Here is a 19,939-nt window from a genome sequence, read left to right on the forward strand (position 1 = left end):
CGGCCTACCGCGAGTAGCGCATCAGCGCCCGCACCATGTGGCACGTCGTGTCCGACGGTGGGTGGACGCCGATCATCTCCGCCGTGTCCCGGATCGTCTCGTTGCGGGCCTGGTTCGGCACATAGACGCCGGAGTCGAGCAGGGCGATCGCGAGCCGCATCGCCTTGAGGCGGCGGTTGTGGGTGACGTACCACTCACGGGGACGGCCCGGCGGCAACGGGCGCTTCTCCACGGGGGTGTACGGCAGATCGAGCAGCACGGGATGCTTCGCGGTGGACTGGGTCGGGAACGGCTTCTGCTTCAGTGCGGCAGCGGGCACAGGCATCCTCCTGTCGCGGTAAGGGCGGCCACCGGGGGCCCGGCGGCGCCCTCGAACACTGGTTTTATTCTACCGTCCGCCACTGACAAAAGCCCCTGGCCACAAGGGCTTTCGGGGGTGCTGTGACGCAGGTGGAAGACGGGTTTTCGAAGTACCGTGGGGCCATGGAGATCTGGATCAATCCGGCCTGTTCGAAGTGCCGCAGCGCAATCAGTCTGCTCGACGCGGAGGGTGCCGAGTACACCGTCCGCCGCTATCTGGAGGAGGTCCCGAGCGAGGACGAGATCCGCGAGGTGCTCGACCGGCTCGGGCTCGAACCGTGGGACATCACCCGCACCCAGGAGGCCGCCGCCAAGGAGCTCGGCCTCAAGGAGTGGGCCCGGGAGGACAGTTCGCGTGACCGCTGGATCACCGCGCTCGCCGAACACCCGAAGCTGATCCAGCGGCCCATCATCACGGCGGACGACGGTTCCGCGGTGGTCGGGCGCACCGAGGACGCCGTACGGGACGCCCTGGCCAGGAAATAGCGGAGTGTGACGCAGGTTACGTCTGATGACTCCTGTAACCGCTGAGTAACCTCGTTCGGTATCTCGTACATAGCGGCGTACGCTCCCCTAGCTCTCAGGAGGCGCGGATGTCGCGCAGGAGAACACTCGGTACGAAGAAGAAGATCGCGCTGCTGGTGAGCGCGGCGGCGGTGGCGGGTGGTGGGGCCTTTGTGATGGCCGGCACCTCGAACGCCGCGCAGAGTCCGCAGACGGCGGCGGAATCGACGGTCTGCCAGGGGCTCGCCACCGCGCTCGGCAACAACCAGCGGTTCATCGAGGGGCAACGCGCCACTCCCGACGCCCAGTCGGCGGCCCGGATCGCCAACCGGGAAGAGGTGATCGCGCAGATCAAGGTGCAGCAGAAGGCGTCCGGTTGTGTGGTCGGGGAGTCGGCTCAGGGCTCCCAGGCCGCCACGGGGCAGCCCTCACAGGCCGCATCCGCGTCCGCACCCGCTTCCCAGGCTCCCCCCGCGGGGAACGCCGCCTCCGGGCAGCAGGTGTGCAACGGCTCCACCGTCACGCTCTCCGGTGAGGCCGGTGCGCCCGCCGCGTCCAGCAACCAGTTCCCGGCCGGCACGAAGCTGAAGGTCACCAACCTGGACAACAACAAGTCCACGACGGTGGAGGTCACTTCGGTCTCCGGCAGCTGTGCCCTGCTCAACAACGCGGCCTTCGAACAGGTACGGGAGCCCGGCAAGTTCCTCATCCGCCGGGCCCTGATCGAGAAGGTCGGGTGAGGCGGTCCGCGGGTTGAAGGCCCGCCAGCGCCTTCGCCTCCGTCTCCGGATCGATGCCGACCACCGGCCGGTCCGGGCGCTGGGGAGCCACCCCGCCCAGGTCCCGCATCCAGCGCCAGGTGTCGGACACCGTCTCGGTGACCGGACGGCAGCGCAGGCCCGCCGCGGCGGCCCGGGAGGTGTCCGCGCCGTGGAGGGTGGTGTGCAGGTCGGTGTCCGGCGGGACCCACACCGGCAGGCCGGTCCAGGGTTCGATGCCCGCGTCGAGGACGATGTCCGGGTCGGTCCAGCACAGTTCGGCGTCCGACCCGGTCACGGCCACGCAGGCGCCGAGGAGTTCGCCCATGGTGGTGTGGCCGGGCGGGCTGACCAGGTTGTACGGGCCGTTCAGCGCCGCCTCCGCGGCGCTCAGCGTCCACTGCGCCAGGTCGCGGACGTCGACGTACTGGAGAGGGAGGTCCCGAGGCCCGGGCGCGAGGACCGGGCCGCCGCGGGCGATACGGCCCAGCCACCACGGCAGGCGGCCGATGTTCTCGTACGGGCCGAGGATCAGCCCGGCCCGTACGAGCAGGGAGCGGTCCGTGCCGAACGCGTCGACGGCGGCCAGTTCACCACCCCGTTTGTCCCGTGCGTAGTCGGTCTCCTCCGCATCCGCCGCGGCGCCCTCGACCAGGGGCGCGTCCTCGGTGTGTCCGGCCGGCTGCGGCCAGGCGTACACCGAGCGACTCGACACATACGCATACCGGTCGGCGCGGCCCCGCAGCAGCCGCGCCGCGTCCCGGACCGCGCGGGGCGCCGCCGACCAGGTGTCGACGACCAGGTCCCAGGGGCCCCCTTCGGCCAGGGCCGTGAGACCGCCGGGCACGGTGCGGTCGCCGTGCAGCGACCGCACCCCGGCCACGGGCGCGTGCCGTCCCCGGTGGAAGACGGTCACGTCCCAGCCGCGTTCCAGGGCCGCCTCGGCGACGGCCCGGCCGACGAACTCCGTACCACCCAGCAGAAGAAGTCTCATGCCGGTGACTGTGCCCGCCGGAGCGCCACGAGGGAACCCGGATCTGCCCTGGGCAGACAGTCAGCCGCCGGTCGGCGGGGTGTACTTGTAGCCGACCCGGCGCACGGTCTGGATGGCGCCCCGGAACTCCGCGCCCAGCTTGCGGCGCAGCCGGGCGATGTGGACGTCGACGGTACGGCCGTCGCCCACGTGGCCGTAGCCCCAGACCGTGGTGACCAACTGGTCGCGGGTGTGCACCCGGTGCGGATTCTGGACGAGGTGGGCGAGGAGCTCGAACTCCAGGTAGGTGAGGTCGAGTTCCCTGCCGTTCACCTCGGCGGTGCGCTGCACGGTGTCGATCCGCACGAGGGGGGCGTCGCCCTCCGCGTCCGTGACCGTCGGCTCCGGCCGGAAGGGCTGGTGCTGGTCGGCCGGGACGAGCACGAGGTAGCCGATCATCGGGGGCTGGCCCGGCAGGACGGGCAGGGTGTGCTGGGGAGCGGGCAGCCAGGTGGCGCCCGGGGGAAGGAACTCCGGCGCCTCGGGAACCTCGTCGGGGCGGACGGCTCGGAGTCGGTGCCGTGCGCCGTTCTCGGACGGGGTGGTGAGGGGGGCGGTGGAGAGAGAACGAGTGGTCGCCATGAGATCAGCTCTTTCGCGCGAGAGGGTCGTCGGGAGACGTACGTCTGCGCGCTGGCCGAAGGCCGGGGTATACGGCTTTAGAGGGCCGGCGCGTTCATCGCGCGGCAACACACCCGGTCGAAGTCGTGGTGCTGACGGGAAGGCCAGAAGGGCTCGAGGTCCTGGCGACCCGTCGCGCTGCACTTCTGGAAGCTGGCCATGGGCCCATTGAAGCAGACACTGGCCCGCGACAGGAGCCTTCTCTCACTGCTCGGACACTTCCCCGGCGTGCCCGTCCCACCGGCGACACGCCGAGGGGCGCCCACCGTGGCCGGTGAGCGCCCCTCGGGAGGCTGACGGCGGGGATCAGACCTGGCCGGCCTTCTCCAGCGCGGAGCAGCAGGTGTCGACGATCAGCCGCGTCACCACGTACGGGTCGACGTTGGCGTTCGGACGGCGGTCCTCGATGTAGCCCTTGCCGTCCTTCTCGACCTGCCACGGGATGCGCACCGAGGCGCCACGGTTGGAGACACCGTAGGAGTACTCGTTCCACGGGGCGGTCTCGTGCAGACCGGTCAGGCGGTCGTCGATGCCGGCGCCGTAGTTCTTGACGTGGTCGAGCGGCTTGGAGCCCTCACCGAGCGACTCGGCGGCGGTGATGATCGCGTCGTAGGTCTCGCGCATCGCCTTGGTGGAGAAGTTGGTGTGCGCACCCGCGCCGTTCCAGTCGCCCTTGACCGGCTTCGGGTCCAGGGTCGCGGCGACGCCGAAGTCCTCGGCGGTGCGGTAGAGCAGCCAGCGGGCCACCCACAGGTGGTCGGAGACCTCCAGCGGGGAGACCGGGCCGACCTGGAACTCCCACTGGCCGGGCATGACCTCGGCGTTGATGCCGGAGATCGCGAGACCGGCCTTGAGACAGTTCTCCAAGTGGGCCTCGACGATGTCACGGCCGAAGATCTCGTCGGCGCCGACACCGCAGTAGTAGCCGCCCTGCGGGGCCGGGAAGCCGCCCTTGGGGAAGCCGAGGGGGTAGCCGTCCTTGAAGAACGTGTACTCCTGCTCGATGCCGAAGATCGGCTCCTGGGAGGCGAACTTCTCGGCGACCTCGGTGAGCGCGGCACGGGTGTTGGACTCGTGCGGCGTCATGTCGATGTTGAGGACCTCGCACAGCACGAGGATGTCGTCGCCGCCGCGGATCGGGTCGGGGCAGGAGAAGACCGGCTTGAGGACACGGTCGGAGGAGTGACCCTCGGCCTGGTTCGTGGAGGACCCGTCGAAGCCCCAGATCGGCAGCTCCGCGCCCTTGGCGTCGTCTGCCATGATCTTCGTCTTGGAACGGAGCTTGGCAGTCGGCTGGGTGCCGTCGATCCAGATGTACTCAGCCTTGAAGGTCACGGGCCACTTCCTTCGGGGATGTGTCTACGCACTGCGGGTGCTGCGGCGCTGCGGCACTGAAACGCCGCCTCTTTGATGCCCGCGAGCCTGTCAACAGGCGATTTCCCGGTCATTGCTCGAGTGTGAACCCCGTGTTACCGGGTGGTGCTGTGGCGCGATTCACGGTGTGAGCGCGGCAGAGGGTGTATCTGGCACCACTCCCGGACGGGGCGGCCAGGCCCAGTGACCCGCGTCGCCCCCTCGGCGAGACTGACCGTATGACCATGCAGACGGGGAACGGCAGCTGGGGTACGAGGGCGCGGGGCATCGGGCTCGCGGCCGTACGGGGGCTCGCACTGGCGTTGGTGACGCTGCCGGGGGCACTGCTCGGCTTCACGCTCGGCCTGGTGTCCATCGCCCTCGTCCCGGTCGGGATCGGGGTCGTCACGACTCCCTGGGTGCTGACGGGTGTGCGTGCCTTCGCGGACTGGCGGCGGGTGCTCGCGGCCGAGTGGTGCGGGGTGCGGATCCCGTCGGCGTACCGGCCGATACCGAAGAACGCCAACCCCTGGGCCCGCACCTACGCGATGCTGCGCGACCCGGCGACCTGGCGGGATCTGCGGTGGCTGCAGGTGGACATGACGGCGGGGTTCGTGACGGCGCTGCTGCCGGCGGTGTTCGTCCTCTACCCGCTGGAGGGGCTCGCCGTCGCGGCCGGCCTGTGGCGGCCGCTCGCGGAGCTGGGCGGCGGCTACTGGTACGGCTTCGTGCATGTCACCGACCAGGCCTCGGCGCTCGCCGCCGGCGCCCTGGGTATCGCCCTGCTGTCCCTCGCCCCGCTCGCCCCGCGCCTGCTGACCGCCCACTTCCGGCTCACCCGCGCCGTACTCGGCGCCGGTCAGGGCGAGTTGGCCGAACGCGTCCGTGTCCTCACCGAGACCCGGCGGGACGCCGTGGACACCTCCGCGGCCGAACTGCGGCGCATCGAGCGGGACCTGCACGACGGGGCGCAGGCCCGGCTGGTCGCCATGGGCATGGACCTCGGCACCATCGAGATGCTCCTCGACAAGGACCCCGCGCAGGCGAAGCGGCTCCTGGCGCAGGCCCGTCAGTCCTCGGTGGACGCGCTCACTGAACTGCGCGACCTGGTGCGCGGCATCCATCCGCCGGTGCTGGCCGAGCGTGGACTGGGCGACGCCGTAAGGGCGTTGGCGCTGCGGCTGCCGGTCGCCACCGAGGTGACGGTGGAGCTGGAAGGCCGTCCGGAGGCGCCCGTGGAGTCGGCCGCCTACTTCGCGGTGAGCGAGATCCTCACCAACGCGGTCAAGCACTCCGGCGCCGACCGGATCTGGATCGACCTGCATCAGACCGAGGGGATGCTGCGGATCACGGTCACCGACAACGGCCGGGGCGGCGCGCTGATCACGGCCGGTTCGGGACTGGCCGGGGTGGAGCGGCGGCTGGGTACATTCGACGGCGTCCTGGCCGTCGGCTCACCCGCGGGCGGTCCCACCATGGTGACCATGGAGATCCCTTGCGCGTAGTCCTGGCCGAAGATCTGTTCCTGCTGCGCGACGGCCTCGTACGGCTCCTGGAGGCGCACGACTTCGAGATCGCCGCGGCCGTCGAGAGCGGGCCCGAGCTGGCCCGCGCGCTGGCCGAGCTGGAACCGGACGTCGCCGTGGTCGACGTACGGCTGCCGCCGACGCACACCGACGAGGGCCTGCAGTGCGCGCTGAACGCCCGGCGGGACAGACCCGGGCTGCCGGTGCTGGTGCTCTCCCAGCATGTGGAGCAGCTGTACGCGCGCGAGCTGCTCGCCGACGGCACCGGCGGGGTGGGCTATCTGCTCAAGGACCGGGTGTTCGACGCGGAGCAGTTCGTCGATGCCGTACGACGGGTCGCGGCGGGCGGTACGGCGATGGACCCGCAGGTGATCCAGCAGCTGCTGACCCGGCGGGCGGCCGACGACCAGCCGCTCGCCCGGATCACACCGCGCGAGCGGGAGGTGCTCGAGCTGATGGCGCAGGGGCGGTCGAACGCGGCGATCGCCGGCAAGCTCGTCGTCACGGAACGGGCGATCGCCAAGCACACCGCCAACATCTTCACCAAACTGGGCCTTGAGGTGTCGGACGACGACAATCGGCGCGTTCTGGCGGTGCTCGCGTATCTCGACCAGGGCCGGTGAGCGAGTCCTCATTCTCTGTAACTCCTGCTGCTCAACGGGCTGTTGTCGGCCCGGTGCCAGGCAAACCTCTGATTTGTTTGTGGGGCGGCTGAACACCCCTGGGACGGCATCCGTAAGGGAGGGAGCCGCTTCACTCCTGTCGGGCGCCTCGATGGCCCGGAAAAGGAAGTCAGAGGAGTTCCATGGGACGCAATACACGTAAACGCCGCTCGTCGATGGCCAACAAGGCCATAGCCGCGTCGGCGGCCCTAGCGCTCGGTGGGGGCGGGCTGATCTGGGCGAACTTCTACGCCTCGGCGCACGAGTCCAACAACAACGGCTGGTCCCAGAACCAGACCAAGGCCGCCGCCGCGCAGGTCGCGACCATCTCGTGCCCCGACGTCGGTCAGAAGCTGACGAACGTGCCTCAGAACGCGCGTCAGGGGGTGGCCACGGAGCTGGCCAACCTGGACAAGCAGATCACCGAGGCCTACGCCAGGCTCGCCTCGACGCGACAGGCTCAGGCGGGTGACTCGGGCTTCGTCCAGAACGCCATCGTCGGCCCCCTGAAGGAGAAGCGGGCGGCCACGATCGACCGGATCCGCATCGACATCCAGCGGGTCGGTGGCCAGTTCAACACGTCGCTCAGCCAGTTGGCCGCCTGCACGACGCAGAACGCGCAGACCAACGCCGGCGAGACCGGCGGTCAGCAGCAGAACGGCGGCCAACAGCAGGGCGGCCAGCAGAACAACGGTGGCCAGCAGCAGAACGGTGGCCAGCAGCAGGGCGGCCAGCAGCAGGGTGGCCAGCAGAACGGCGGCCAGCAGAACGGCGGCCAGCAGCAGGGCAACGGCGGTCAGGGCGGCAACGGCCCGGTGGCGGCCGACTTCGTGGACATCACCAAGGTCCAGGGCAACGCCCAGCTCGGTGTGGGCGCCAACGGCCTCCCGGCCAACGGCAACTCGGGCTCGAAGGGCAGCTTCACCACGAAGTGCGGCACCAACGGGAACGACAACCACAACACGGACAACGTGATCGTCGCCCCGGGTGTCGCCAACGGCGCCCACCACCTGCACGACTACGTCGGCAACCAGAGCAACGACGCCTTCGCGAGCGACCAGGAACTGGCGGCGGCCCAGACCAGCTGCCAGAACCAGGGCGACAAGTCCTCGTACTTCTGGCCGGTGCTGCGTGTGCAGGACGGCACGCAGGACTTCGACCAGAACAACGACGGTGGTGGCAAGGAGGGCAACGTCGGCAAGATCCTCCAGCCCGCCCAGGCGCAGCTGAAGTTCGTCGGCAACAAGAAGGGCAACGTCGTCGCGATGCCGACGGCCCTGCGCATCATCACCGGTGACGCGAAGGCCTTCGTCAACGGCAACGCCAACGCCAACGTGAACTGGAGCTGCACCGGCTTCGAGAACAAGGTGCAGCTGGAGACCCAGTACCCGATCTGCCCGCAGGGCAGCCAGGTGGTGCGCACGACCAACTTCCAGAGCTGCTGGGACGGTCAGAACATCGACAGCGCCAACCACCGCACCCACGTGGCGTTCGCCCAGGCCGACGGCACCTGCGCCAACGGCTTCAAGGCGATCCCGCAGCTCCAGGTCCGGCTCGTCTACAACGTCCCGGCCCCGAAGCTGCAGAACGGCACGGTGGTCAACCCCTACGCGGTGGACACCTTCCCGGAGAACCTGCACAAGCCGATCACCGACCACAATGACTTCATCAACTTCTTCTCCACGAACACGATGAACCAGATGGTCAACTGCATCAACACCGGCAAGAAGTGCCAGTGACGCACTGAGAAAGCCGGCGGTGAGAATCTCTCACCGCCGGCTTTCTCGTGTTCGCGTCCTCAGTGGGCCGAGTGCGTGGCGCCCATCTTCGAGTGGTCCGTGCCCTCCTCGATGTCCCCGCCGAGCGTCTTGCGCAGCACCGTCACCGTCTTGGTGGTGTCACCGACGGCGACCCATTTGCGGCCGACGAGGAAGTGACCGCCGTAGTCCTTGGCGCCGTTGATCCACTCGCGCTGGCCGCGGTCGGTGGCGAAGGTGGCGAGAATGAACTTGCCGTCGGCGTCCTTGGACTTCTTGCACACCGCCTGACGCAGCTCGTCGGCGTCGATCTGGATGTTGGGCGTGCACTTCACCTCGGCGGCCAGGTGCTCCAGACTGCCGGTGGCCGCGGAGGGCACCGCTGCGGCCTTCGCGTCACCGCCGGATCCGCAGCCCGCCAGCGCCAGCACCGCGGCCGCGCCGGTCAGCGCGAGCATCGGTCGGGTCAACCTCATCTGTTCCTCCGGTCACGGGTCACCTCGGACGGGCCCCGGCGGGGGTCCGTCTCCTCCCATACGGCTGCGAGGCGCGGGACGCTCAAATCCTGATGTCACCACGGGTACGGCTGTGCGAAAGTGTGCCGGTGAACGAGGACTGGGAAAAGCGCGTGCTCGCCGCCTGGGCGACGCTGGACGACTATCCGGAGGAACGGGCGGCAGAGTTCCGTGCCGTGATCGACGCGCTCGTGGCCGAGCTGCCGGACGGCAGCCCGCTCGGTCTGTTCGAGCAGGCCTCCGCCTGGGACTCGACGGGGCACTCGGACAAGGCGGTTCCGCTGTACCGGGAGGCGCTCGCGAGGGGGCTCAGCCGGGAAAGCGGCTACAAGGGGCGGCGCGCCAAGATCCAGCTGTCCAGTTCGCTCCGGAACACGGGGCAGGCGGAGGAGGGCGTCAAGCTGCTCACTCCCGAACTGGACGGCCCCTCCGACGAGTTGGACGATGCCGTACGGGCCACCCTGGCGCTGTGTCTGTCCAGCCTCGGCCGGGACCGCGAGGGGCTGTCGCTGGTCCTGGGTGCCCTCGCCCCCCATCTGCCGCGCTACCAGCGCTCGATGGCCCGCTACGCCCGCGCGCTCCTCGCCCCGGAGGACTGATTCACCCGGGGGCGGTGACCAACCAACGATTCGCTCGTTCTGCTGAACGTGCAGTCACAGGATGTCGCCCCGCGCCCCGCACCCGCTTCCGGCTCCGCCTCCGGACCCGTCGTCGACGTCGAGCAGGCCGAGGCCGCGCTCGTCGAGCACTACCCCCGGCTGGTCCGGCTCGCCTACCTGGTGCTGCCGCCGGGCCTCGGCCGCAACCGGCGGGTCCTGACCGCGCACGCCCTCACCCAGCGTGCCCTGCCCCGGGGCCGCACGGCGACGCCCGTGATCCCGGCCCAGTCCGACGGCCGTGAGGGCGACCCCGGCTACGCCTTCGTCCGCCTCCAGGTGGTGCGTACGGCACTGGAGGCGGGCCTGCCGCTGAGGCGCAAGGCGTGGCCCAAGCGCTCCCAGCTCCCGCCGCTGCTCCCCCAGGTGTGGGGCCTGAGGCTCTTCCCGCGCTCCGGCGGCGCCGACGAACTGGCCCTGGACCAGCGCCTGTCGGCCCTGACAGGACCGGCCCGTGCCGCCTACGTCCTGCGCGGCCTGGAGAAGCTCCCCGACAGCGACGTGCGCGGTCTGCTGACGGCGGCGGGCGTGGCGGACGTGGACGCGGCCCTCGACGAGGCCGACTCCGCGCAGGCCCAGTACGCCCTCCTCGACTCCCCCGAGTTCGACCCCTGCTCGCTGCAGGCCCGGCCCACCGACCTGATGCGGCGCAGGCAGCACATGAAGGCCGCGCTCGCCGCCGCGGCGGCCGTCGCCGTGTGCGGGGCGCTGCTCGGCATGCCGGGCGACGGCTGGGGCCCGGACGGCGCCGCCGCGCCCCCCTACGCGCAGAACCCCGCCGCCAAGGCAGCCCTGGACCCGGCCCTGCTGCTGAAGGTCCCGGCCGCCGCGTGGGAGTCCTCCGCCCGCACCGACTTCTCCGTGTGGCCCGCGCGCGGCGACCTCACCGGCGACTCGGCCCTCCTGCGCCGCGCCCTCGCCGTCTGGGCCCGCCCCGGCGAGACCGTCCAGGTCTCCGCGACCCCCGGCACCCCCTCCGGCGGCCCCTCCGGCCCGCCGCAGCTGCTGTACGCCGGGACCGTCGACAACGCGCGCGTGGTGATCCTCTACGACGGTCTGCGCATCGTCCGCTACGCCGAGCCGCGGGACGGCACCAAGGGCGCCGCCCTCGACTTCGCGCGGGTCGACGGAGCCGACCGGGCGGAGGCGAGCGCGGTCGTCCTGGGCCGGGCCGACGGCAACGTCCGCTATCTGACGGCCCCTTGGGTGACCAGGGCCGCCGACCGGGACCTGCTGAAGCCGGGCTCCGACGCCACGGACCTCGCGCTGACCGGCGGCACCACCGCGCCGATGTCCGGGCCCGCGCAGAGCGGCCCCTGCACCTCCTGGAACGTGCTCCAGCTGACGGACGCCTCCGGCACCCGGCTGCTGACCGACCTCGGCGAACTGGTCCCGGCCCGCCTCACCACCGGCCGCCCCGGGTCCGTGAAGGACGCGTCCGGGGCGGGCGCGCTGCACGCCTGGGCGCCGTACGCCTGCTCGCTGGGCGCGATGCGCTCCGCGGGCGTGCGCAGTGTGAACGCCTGGGCCTACGCGGCGCAGCCGCTGCCGGACGCTAGCGGGACGGCGAGCTGGGTATGCACCCGGGCCGAGACCTGGCAGGGCGGCGGGGAGCGGGTGCTGTCCCAGTTCCACACGCCGGGCGGACCGTACGGGGCGGTCGCGGCGAAGGCCGAGAACGTGCCGGCGTGCGGCGCGAAGGATCCGCAGGTGCTGGCCGGGGTGCTGTGGAAGTCGGCGGCCGGTACCTGGTACCTGCTGGCGGCGGGGAGCCGGGGGACGTCCTCGATCACCGCGTCGGGCGGGGTCCGGGCGACGGCGAACGGCAATCTGCTGGCCGCGAAGGCGAAGCAGGGGGCCCAGGCCGAGCTGAAGGGGACCCTGGAGGACGGGCGGGCGGTCAGCGGGCTCCGGTAGAAGCGGGCTCCGGTAGAGGCGGGCTCCGGTAGAGCGGTGAACACCGCTGGTCGATCCAGCCCGCTTCAGGCCGGATCCGATCGGTAAGGTGTTCGTATGACTACCGGGGTCCGCCGAAGAATGGGCGTCGAGGAACGGCGTCAGCAGTTGATCGGCGTCGCCCTCGAACTGTTCGCCCGCCGCTCGCCCGACGAGGTCTCCATCGACGAGATCGCGGCGGCGGCCGGTATCTCCCGGCCGCTGGTCTATCACTACTTCCCCGGCAAACTCAGCCTGTACGAGGCCGCGTTGCAGCGCGCGGCGCAGGACCTGGCGAGCCGGTTCCAGGAACCGCACGAGGGGTCGCTGGGCGGCCGACTGCTGCGCGTGATGCGCCGGTTCTTCGACTTCGTGGACGAACACGGGCCGGGCTTCTCGGCGTTGATGCGCGGCGGGCCCGCGGTCGGCTCTTCGGCGACCAACGCGCTCATCGACTCCGTACGGCAGGTCGCCTATGAGCAGATCCTGTCGCATCTGCGGGTGACGGACCCGCCCGCCCGGCTGGAACTGCTCATCCGCTCCTGGATCTCGCTCGTCGAGTCGACCGCCCTGATCTGGCTGGACGGCCGGCGCATCCCGCGCGCCGAACTCGAGACGCAGCTCGTGCACAGCTTCGCCGCGCTGGCCGCGGTCGGCGCGGCCTACGACGAGGAGATGACCGCGCTGCTGCGCCACATGCTCAAGGACGAGCCGAACGACGGCCCGTTCACCGACCTCGCCGCCCGGCTGATCACGCTGGCCTCCTAGGACAGGGCCTACAGCACGGCCTTGGTGTAGGAGGCGTCCAGGTCGCGGACCTCGGCGGAGAGGTGCACGGTGAGGCCTTCCGCGGGTCCGACGTGCTTGCGCAGGAGTTCCACGACGGCCTCGGTGAGCTTCGCCTTGGTCTCCTCGGACCGTCCGGCGAGCAGGGCGAGCGTGACGTTCACGATCGCGTGGTTCCTGATCTCGCCGCCGACCGCCTCGTCCTCGGTGCGCAGGACCCGGGTCTTGCACGCCTCGAGCTTCGCGGCCGCCGTCTCGACGACGACCGGGTGCAGCGCCAGGGCGAACTCCTCCCAGTCGACGTGGTCGAGATACGGGGAGTGTTCGACGGTGATCTGCGGCATGGGGACTCCTGTTCTACGACGGCACAGGTCACCCTAGCCGCAGCGCCAGCATGGCGATGTCGTCCTCCCGGTCATGGCCGAAGGTGTCCAGGAGGGTGTCGCACAGGGCGTCCAGGCCGGGCAGGGCGCCGGAGGAGGCCGCGCGGAGGTGTTCCAGGGAGGCCGTGAGGTCGGTCCCCCGGGTCTCGATGAGGCCGTCGGTGACCATGAGGAGCCGGTCGGTGGGTTCGAGGAACAGCTCGGTGGCCGGCGGATGGGGCAGGCCGACGCCGAGCAGCGGTCCCGCCGCCTTGGCGTAGTCGGCGGTGCCGGTGTCGCGGACGATCAGCGGCGGGATGTGGCCGGCGTTGGCGATCCGGGTGCGCCCGGTGTCCGGGTCGATCAGGGCCAGGCAGACGGTGGCCGTGGTGTCCGGGTGGTAGCGCTGGAGCGTGCGGTCGAGGCGCTCGGCGAGCACGGCCGGATCGCTCTCGTCGACGGCGTAGGCGCGCAGCGCGTGCCGGAGTTCGACCATGACGGTCGCCGCGTCCAGCGAGTGCCCGACGACGTCGCCGACCGCGGTGAGCACCCCCTCGTCCACGCGCAGGGCGGCGTAGAAGTCGCCGCCGATCTCGGTCTGCCGGGAGGCGGGGACGTAACGGACCACGACGTCGATGCCCGGCAGTTCCGGCAGCCGGTGCGGCTGGGGCAGGAAGCTGTGCTGGAGGGTGAGGGCGACATGCCGCTCGACCTTGTACATGAGCAGCGGCTGGGCGGCGAGCGCGGTGGCCTGCGCGAGCTGGGCCAGCAGCGTCTCGCCCTCCAGGCCCACCCTGCGCATCCCGCGCGCGGGCGCGGCCAGGCACACCGGTGCCCGGCCGTCCTGGGTGACGACGAGTGCGAGCCGGGCGTCGTGCTCGACGCCGGGCCGGAAGAACCCGGCGGGCCACAGCGGCGCGGGCACGGTGGTGAGCTGCACCCCGGCCTGCCCCCGGGTGAGCCGGCGCAGCAGGGCGGCCACGGCCCGGTCGGCCTCCTCGTCGGGCAGGGCGACGGGGATGCGGTCGCGGGACAGACCGCGGTAGAGCACGTCGTCCTGGTCGAGTACGAAGACGGCGCCGGGGGTGCCGGTGAGCCGCGAGAGACCCTCGGCGGCCGCGTCGGAGAGCTCCTGCAGGGTGCGCGCCGCCTGGATGGTGACGATCGTCTCGGACAGCAGGGTGAGCCGTCGCACCAACGCCCGGTCCCCGGCCCGCTGTTGCGCGTTGCGTACGGCGGCCCGCACGACCGCCTCGATCTCCAGGGGCTCGGCGGGCACTTTCAGATAGGCCTCGACACCCGTGTCCATGCCCGCGCAGTGCACGGCCGGGGGCACCGCGGAGGCGGAGAAGTGCACCACGGGCATCCCGGCCGTGTGCGGGCGTTCCTTGAACAGCCGGCACAGGTCGAAGCCGCTCATGTCGGGCAGTCCCACGTCGACGAGGGCCACGTCCGGCAGGGTGCCCTTGCGCAGCCGTGTGTCGAGTTCGGCGAGGGCCTCGCCGCCGGTGGCGACCGGTACGACGCGGTGCCCTGCCCGGCTCAGCACGGTGCCCATGGCGTACCGGCTGGCCTCCACGTCGTCCACGACCATCACGGTCGTGCCTGTCAGCTTGCCTTTCGCATCCATCTGTCCGCCCTCGGGCAACACCGGTGGAGCAGAGCGGGGTTCGGGCTCTGCTCCACCAAGGTAATGCCTTCAGCTACGGATGGCGGAGGAAAACGGCCACGGTTCGTGCCGGTACGGCGAAGGTGCCTGATTTCGGCTCGTAGGACGCCCCCTTGACGGTAGAGTCCGCGCCCGCCACCTGCACGGGATGCAGCTGGTATGTGCTCCCGGCAAGGGCCGCGATCCGCTGGCTCTGCGCCGTCGGCGTCGCGTTGAACACGACGACGAGATCACCCAGTTCCATCGTGATCACACCGGGCGTCTCGTCCTTCCCGGACAGCGGGAAGGACAGCTTCGACTGCACCTGCTCCGCCGTGCCGAGCGAGAACGCCTTCTCCGTCGTACGGATCCTCAGCAGGTCCTGGTAGGCGGCCGAGGCCCCCTGGATCTGCGCGCACCCGACCGTCACCGAGCCCAACAGCGGCTTGGCGTACGGCCATTTGGACGCGTTGTCCGCCGCCATGGGCAGTCCGCGGCCGAACCCGTTGCCGTCCTGGCAGTTCCAGTGGATGGCGTTGAACCAGTCGCCGCTGTCGAAGGAGTTGCGGTCGAGGGACTTGGAGCGCAACAGGTCGGTGCCCGCCTGGGAGAGCGACGGACCCTGGGAGAGGGCTGCCGTGGCCATGGCGAGGACCTGCATCCGGGCCCGGTCGGCGGCACCGGTGCCGACGGGCAGCTTGTAGGTCAGCGCGTCGAACAGTGACTCGTTGTCGTGCGCGTCGGCGTAGGCGAGGGCGTCGCCGGGGGCGTCCGCGTATCCGGCCGACTGACCGTTGTAGTCGACCTGGGCGCCGGTGACCTCCTTGCCGTCGGTGTCGGTGAACGTGAACTGCTTGAGATTGCCGGACAGGCCCACCTTGATGAGGTCCTGGTAGTGGAGCAGGCGGGCCTTCTGCTCCTGCGAAGTCCCGTTCGCCGTGGACGCATTGGGGTCGGTGTACAGCCCGGACGCGAAACCCTGGACGCCGGGGTCCTCGTCGAAGGGCCCGCCGCCGCGTACGGCGTCACGGGCGCGGTCGGAGAAGGTCGCGACGCCCGTGCCGGCCATATTCTTCTGCGTGGCCTGCACGAACCGGGCGTCGTCGGCGACCTCGCCGAAGTTCCAGCCCTCGCCGTAGAGAATGATCTTCTTGCCGTCGACGCCGTCCTTCGTGAGGGTCAGCGCGTCGAGGGCCTTGCGCACGGCCAGGATGTTGGCCTTGGGGTGGTGGCCCATGAGGTCGAAGCGGAAGCCGTCGACCTTGTACTCCCTGGCCCAGGTGACGATCGAGTCGACGACCAGCTTGCCCATCATGGCGTTCTCGGTGGCCGTGTTGGCGCAGCAGGTGCTGTTGGCCACCGAACCATCGGCGAGGAGCCGCTGGTAGTAGCCGGGGACGATCCGGTCGAGCACGCTGGTGGAGGCCTGTCCGCTCGCCGCGGTGTGGTTGTAGACGACGTCCATGACGACCCTCAGGCCGTCGTCGTTGAGGGACTTGACCATCTGGCGGAACTCGACCGTACGGCCGGTGCCGTCCGGGTCGGTGGCGTACGAGCCCTCGGGGACCGTGTAGTGGTACGGGTCGTAGCCCCAGTTGTAGGCGTCCTTCGCGGCGGCCGCCGAGACGCACTCCTGCTGTTTGTCCGAGCCGGCCGGGTAGGAGGCGAGGTCGCAGGCGGGGGTCGCCTGATCGGACTTCTTCTCGGGGATGGTCGCGATGTCGAAGACGGGCAGGAGGTGGACGTAGCTCGTGCCCGACTTCGCGAGCTCACGCAGGTGCTCGGAGCCGTCGCCGTTTTTGTCGGTGAAGGCGAGGTAGGTGCCCCGGTCCTTGGACGGCACGGTCTTGTCCGCCACCGAGAAGTCCCGGACGTGCAGTTCCTGGATCTCGGCGTCCTTGAGGGGCACGGCCTTCGGCTTGGTGTACGTCGACCAGCCGCGCGGCGCCAGGGACCTGTCGTCCAGGTCGACGACGAGGCTGCGCCCGGAGTCCGTGGTGAGGGCGACCGAGTAGGGGTCGGTCACCTTGTTGGTGACGACCTTCCGGACGCTGGGCGCCCAGACCTTCACGACGTACCGATAGGGCTTGCCCTTCCAGGACTTGGGGCCGGTGACGGACCACACGCCGGTGGCGGGGTCGCGTGGCATGTCCTTCAGAGACCCGTCGAGCTCCAGCTTCACCGACTGCGCGGTGGGCGCCCAGACGGACAGGGTGGGGCGGCCGTTGTGGAAGGCCGGGCCCAGTTCCGCCTTCGTGGCGGCGGGGTACAGGTCGTCGAGCACACCGGCGATCTGGACGCCGGTCGCGGCCACCACGGCGCCGTTCGCGGCTCGTTGGGAGGCGACGAGCTGTCCGCCGAGGGCTTCCTTCACGCGATCCCGGTCACGCGGGTCGACCGACCAGGCCGTGTAGTCCTTCAGGTGCGGGAACTTCGCCTTCTGGGCGTCCGTGAGGGTCGTCCTCGTGAGCCGCAGCCACCTCTCGTCGTCGCTGGTCAGGGCTCCTGCGTCGACGGCGATCGAGCCGTCGTGGGAGTACAGCAGCTGGGTGGAGGCGGCCGCCTCCGAGCCGTTCCAGGCGACCGTGTTCCGGTCGATCCAGACCGCCTTCGAGGTGGTCAGGTCGAGTGCGGCTGCGGACCCGGCGGGCTGCGGGAGCAGGTACTTCTCCTGGCCGTTCAGCAGCCACACCTCGTGGCCGTTCGCCGTGAGGTCCAGGGACTGGTCGGTGGGCAGGTCCTTCTCGTCGCCCTTGTGGAGGATGTAACTCAGGCTCGTGGCCCCGTCGGTCAGCGGTACCTCGAAGACCGCGCCATAGGCGTCGGTCCGCACCGGCTCCAGCGGCTTCGACCAGTCGGTGGGGTGCGCGGCGCCCGTCCAGGTGTGCAGACCCCAGCCGGCGTAGTTCCCGTCGGCGCGGTGGTAGTGGATGACGGCCTTGGTCCTGTCCTGCGCCGGGTAGTCGGGCCGCTGCGTCCGTACGGCGTCCTTGCCCTGCTCGATCCACACCTCGCCGGTCCTGGTGACGTCGATCGTGCGGTCGGCGGAGACGTCCTTGTTCCCGTCCTTGTCGATGACGAGGAAGCCGACGTTCGAGGCGCCGGGCTTCAGCTTGACGTAGGCGAAGGCGCCGTACACGTCCCGGCCGGCGAAGGGGTGGCTCGCGGGCCAGGTGGTGGACTCGCCGTCGGCGAGGTCGCCCCAGGCGTACAGCCCCCAGTCGTCGTAGTCGCCGTCGGCGCGCTGGTAGTGGACGACCGCGTAGTCGCGGGAGGAGGCGGTGGGGGTCTCGGCCGCGGGCGGGGTTCCGGTGACGGACTCCGCCGTCGCTGACGCGGTGCGTCCCGTCGAGTCGATGACAACGGCCTTGTAGCGCAGGGCGGTTCCGGCCGGTGCGGCCTTGTCGACGGTCTGGGTGACCTTGTACGGCGCGTGGTCGGCGGAGCCGAGCGTCCGCCACTCGCCGTCTCCGACCTGGGCGGCGAAGACGACCCGGTTGAGCGGTCCGCCGTCCACGTCGGCGGTGAGCTCGACGGTGCCGGTGGCTCCGGTGGCGGGGGCCTTGAGGGTGATCGTCGGCTCGGTGGCGGGCGGGGCGAGCTTGCCGGCCGCCTTGAGGACGATCGCGGAGCCGGCGGGGACGGTGACGGTGATCTTCTTGTCGGCGTCGGCCTTCGCGGTGGCTTCGGTGCCGTAGATCCCCTTGAACGTCATGTTCGCCGAACCGGTCGCCAAGGTCGCCGACCTGGCCTCGCTCGCGTTGTTGAAGGCGACGACGTACTCGGTGTTCCCCCGCGTACGGGAGAAGGCGTAGATCCCGGCCCCGTCCGCCGCGTACCGCTCCTCCTGGACTCCGTCCGTGAGCGCCGGGTTGGCCCTGCGGAGCTCGGACAGAGCGCTGATCCGCTCGTACAGCGGTGCGCTCGTGTCGTACGCGTCGCTCGCGTGCGTGCGGTCGGTGCCGATCTCGTCATCGTCCAGGTAGTCGGCCGTCCTGGACGCGAACATCGTCTGGCGGGCGTCCTTGTCGCCGCCGGAGCCGGTGAAGCCCTGTTCGTCGCCGTAGTAGACGACGGGGTTGCCGCGGCTGAGGAACATCAGCTCGTTGGCGAGCCGGTCCTTGGCGAGGAGTTCGGCGTCGGTGGCCTTCGGGTTGTCCTGGTTCAGGAAGTACCCGATACGGCCCATGTCGTGGTTGCCGAGGAAGGTGACCTGCTCGTAGGCGTTGGCCTTGTCGGTCGTGTACTTGTAGTCGTCGGCGAAGACGGATCCGAGCTTCCGCGCGCTGCCGCCCTGGGAGGCGTACTGCCGTGCGGCCTCCTGGAAGGGGAAGTCCAGCGTGGCGTCGAGGCGGCCCTGGGTGACGTACGGCGAGGTGATCGACGTGTCGGCGGAGTACACCTCGCCGAACATGAAGAAGTCCTTGCGGCCCTGCCTGGCCGCGTAGGCGTCCAGAGCCGTGGCCCACTGGGTCCAGAACTCCATGTTCACGTGCTTCACGGTGTCGATCCGGAAGCCGTCGATGTCGAAGTCCCTGACCCAGCGCTGGTAGATCTTCTCCATGCCGGAGACGACCTCGGGGCGTTCGGTCCACAGGTCGTCGAGGCCGGAGAAGTCGCCGTAGGTCGTCGACTCACCGGCATAGGTCGAGTCGCCCCGGTTGTGGTACATCGTCGGGTCGTTGAGCCAGGACGGGACCTTGCTCCGCGAGGTGACGGTGGGTGTGCGGGGGAACGAGTCGGCGTCGACCGCCGGGAACTTCCGGCCGCCGGACGCGTAGTCCGTGTCGTCGAAGGGCTCCCCGTCCTTCGTCAGATACGGGAAGGCGCCCTTGGAGAGGTAGTCGTAGGACTTCTCCTCGTAGTCGACGACGTCGGCGGTGTGGTTGGTGATGACGTCGAAGAAGACCTTCATGCCCTTGGCGTGGGCCTTGGAGATGAGGGTCTCCAGGTCCTTGTTGGTGCCGAAGTGCGGGTCGACCTGGGTGAAGTCCGTGATCCAGTAGCCGTGGTAGCCGGCGGAGGCGTTGGCACCCGTGCCCTGGACGGGCCGGTTCTTGAAGATCGGGGCCATCCAGATGGACGTGGTGCCGAGGCCCTTGATGTAGTCGAGCTTCCGGGTCAGGCCCTTGAGGTCGCCGCCCTGGTAGAAGCCCTTGTCGGTGGGGTCGTAGCCGGTGCTCAGCCGTGAACCGGTGAGCCCGCCCCGGTCGTTGGAGGTGTCGCCGTTGGCGAAACGGTCCGGCAGGACGAAGTAGAACTGCTCACGGGTGTCGTCGTGCCGGGCCGGTTCCGCGGCGAGCTTCGCGTCGGAGGGCGGTGGCGGCGGGGTGTCCGCCCGGGCGGACAGCGGCTGGACGAGCGCTGCGGCCAGCGCGGTCACGGTGACCGCGGCGACCCGTCCGGCGTGTGCGGTACGGCGCCTGGACGGCACCGGCCATCTCGGTATCACTGACGTGGACT

General features: G+C 70.4%; 16 protein-coding genes. 8 read left to right on the top strand and 8 right to left on the bottom strand.

Going from position 1 to position 19,939, the window contains the following annotated elements:
• Nucleotides 1–4 precede the first annotated feature (4 nt).
• Nucleotides 5–319: a hypothetical protein gene (locus tag ACIBJB_RS01145; protein ID WP_059205955.1), complete on the bottom strand. Its 315-nt coding sequence runs from the start codon at nucleotides 317–319 to the stop codon at nucleotides 5–7.
• Nucleotides 320–483: 164 nt separating this feature from the next.
• On the opposite strand from ACIBJB_RS01145, the gene ACIBJB_RS01150 reads away from it, so the two are divergent.
• Nucleotides 484–846: an arsenate reductase family protein gene (locus ACIBJB_RS01150; RefSeq protein ID WP_398925214.1), complete on the top strand. Its 363-nt coding sequence runs from the start codon at nucleotides 484–486 to the stop codon at nucleotides 844–846.
• A gap of 107 nt (nucleotides 847–953) precedes the next feature.
• Complete coding sequence (locus ACIBJB_RS01155) at nucleotides 954–1,604, top strand: hypothetical protein (protein ID WP_398925216.1); 651 nt, start codon at nucleotides 954–956, stop codon at nucleotides 1,602–1,604.
• Here ACIBJB_RS01155 and ACIBJB_RS01160 read toward each other — a convergent pair.
• The 3 genes from ACIBJB_RS01160 to glnII all read right to left on the bottom strand — a co-directional run bounded on the left by ACIBJB_RS01160 (nucleotide 1,570) and on the right by glnII (nucleotide 4,611).
• Nucleotides 1,570–2,616, bottom strand: coding sequence for an SDR family oxidoreductase (locus tag ACIBJB_RS01160; RefSeq protein ID WP_398925218.1), 1,047 nt, complete (start codon nucleotides 2,614–2,616; stop codon nucleotides 1,570–1,572). The genes ACIBJB_RS01155 and ACIBJB_RS01160 overlap by 35 nt on opposite strands.
• A 60-nt stretch (nucleotides 2,617–2,676) precedes the next feature.
• The gene (locus ACIBJB_RS01165; protein ID WP_398925220.1) at nucleotides 2,677–3,237 is read right to left on the bottom strand and encodes a winged helix-turn-helix domain-containing protein; all 561 of its coding nucleotides are present in this window, start codon (nucleotides 3,235–3,237) and stop codon (nucleotides 2,677–2,679) included.
• 345 nt (nucleotides 3,238–3,582) lie between these two features.
• Nucleotides 3,583–4,611 carry a glutamine synthetase gene (gene glnII / locus ACIBJB_RS01170; RefSeq protein ID WP_398925222.1) on the bottom strand — a complete coding sequence of 343 codons (1,029 nt, stop codon included), beginning with the start codon at nucleotides 4,609–4,611 and terminating at the stop codon, nucleotides 3,583–3,585.
• Nucleotides 4,612–4,868: 257 nt separating this feature from the next.
• Between glnII and ACIBJB_RS01175 the strand changes: the two genes are divergently transcribed.
• From ACIBJB_RS01175 to ACIBJB_RS01185, 3 genes are all read left to right on the top strand, one after another.
• Nucleotides 4,869–6,134, top strand: a complete 1,266-nt coding sequence (locus ACIBJB_RS01175; protein ID WP_398925224.1) for a sensor histidine kinase — start codon at nucleotides 4,869–4,871, stop codon at nucleotides 6,132–6,134.
• Nucleotides 6,125–6,778, top strand: coding sequence for a response regulator (locus tag ACIBJB_RS01180; protein ID WP_398925226.1), 654 nt, complete (start codon nucleotides 6,125–6,127; stop codon nucleotides 6,776–6,778). Before ACIBJB_RS01175 ends, ACIBJB_RS01180 begins: the two co-directional genes overlap by 10 nt.
• A gap of 182 nt (nucleotides 6,779–6,960) precedes the next feature.
• Nucleotides 6,961–8,556: a DUF1996 domain-containing protein gene (locus ACIBJB_RS01185; protein WP_398925228.1), complete on the top strand. Its 1,596-nt coding sequence runs from the start codon at nucleotides 6,961–6,963 to the stop codon at nucleotides 8,554–8,556.
• Between the two features lie 59 nt (nucleotides 8,557–8,615).
• Here the strand turns inward: ACIBJB_RS01185 and ACIBJB_RS01190 are convergent, their stop codons facing one another.
• A complete protein-coding gene (locus ACIBJB_RS01190) occupies nucleotides 8,616–9,050 on the bottom strand; it encodes a hypothetical protein (RefSeq protein ID WP_063803809.1) in 435 nt (144 codons plus the stop codon).
• A 92-nt stretch (nucleotides 9,051–9,142) separates the two neighbouring features.
• Between ACIBJB_RS01190 and ACIBJB_RS01195 the strand changes: the two genes are divergently transcribed.
• The 3 genes from ACIBJB_RS01195 to ACIBJB_RS01205 all read left to right on the top strand — a co-directional run bounded on the left by ACIBJB_RS01195 (nucleotide 9,143) and on the right by ACIBJB_RS01205 (nucleotide 12,448).
• On the top strand, nucleotides 9,143–9,688 hold the full coding sequence (locus ACIBJB_RS01195; RefSeq protein ID WP_398925230.1) for a tetratricopeptide repeat protein: 546 nt from the start codon (nucleotides 9,143–9,145) through the stop codon (nucleotides 9,686–9,688).
• Between the two features lie 48 nt (nucleotides 9,689–9,736).
• The gene (locus tag ACIBJB_RS01200) at nucleotides 9,737–11,662 is read left to right on the top strand and encodes a hypothetical protein (protein WP_398925232.1); all 1,926 of its coding nucleotides are present in this window, start codon (nucleotides 9,737–9,739) and stop codon (nucleotides 11,660–11,662) included.
• A 96-nt stretch (nucleotides 11,663–11,758) separates the two neighbouring features.
• Complete coding sequence (locus tag ACIBJB_RS01205; RefSeq protein ID WP_398925234.1) at nucleotides 11,759–12,448, top strand: TetR/AcrR family transcriptional regulator; 690 nt, start codon at nucleotides 11,759–11,761, stop codon at nucleotides 12,446–12,448.
• A gap of 8 nt (nucleotides 12,449–12,456) precedes the next feature.
• On the opposite strand, the gene ACIBJB_RS01210 is transcribed toward ACIBJB_RS01205, so the two are convergent.
• The 3 genes from ACIBJB_RS01210 to pulA all read right to left on the bottom strand — a co-directional run bounded on the left by ACIBJB_RS01210 (nucleotide 12,457) and on the right by pulA (nucleotide 19,928).
• Nucleotides 12,457–12,810, bottom strand: coding sequence for an isomerase (locus ACIBJB_RS01210; protein WP_352383121.1), 354 nt, complete (start codon nucleotides 12,808–12,810; stop codon nucleotides 12,457–12,459).
• A gap of 28 nt (nucleotides 12,811–12,838) precedes the next feature.
• Nucleotides 12,839–14,458 (bottom strand): SpoIIE family protein phosphatase, encoded by a 1,620-nt coding sequence (locus ACIBJB_RS01215; RefSeq protein WP_398925236.1) that lies wholly within the window; start codon nucleotides 14,456–14,458, stop codon nucleotides 12,839–12,841.
• Nucleotides 14,459–14,531: 73 nt separating this feature from the next.
• Nucleotides 14,532–19,928 (bottom strand): pullulanase-type alpha-1,6-glucosidase, encoded by a 5,397-nt coding sequence (pulA, locus tag ACIBJB_RS01220; protein ID WP_398925238.1) that lies wholly within the window; start codon nucleotides 19,926–19,928, stop codon nucleotides 14,532–14,534.
• Nucleotides 19,929–19,939 lie beyond the last annotated feature (11 nt).

Source organism: Streptomyces sp. NPDC050759 (assembly GCF_044456945.1).
In the GTDB taxonomy this organism is placed as follows: domain Bacteria; phylum Actinomycetota; class Actinomycetes; order Streptomycetales; family Streptomycetaceae; genus Streptomyces.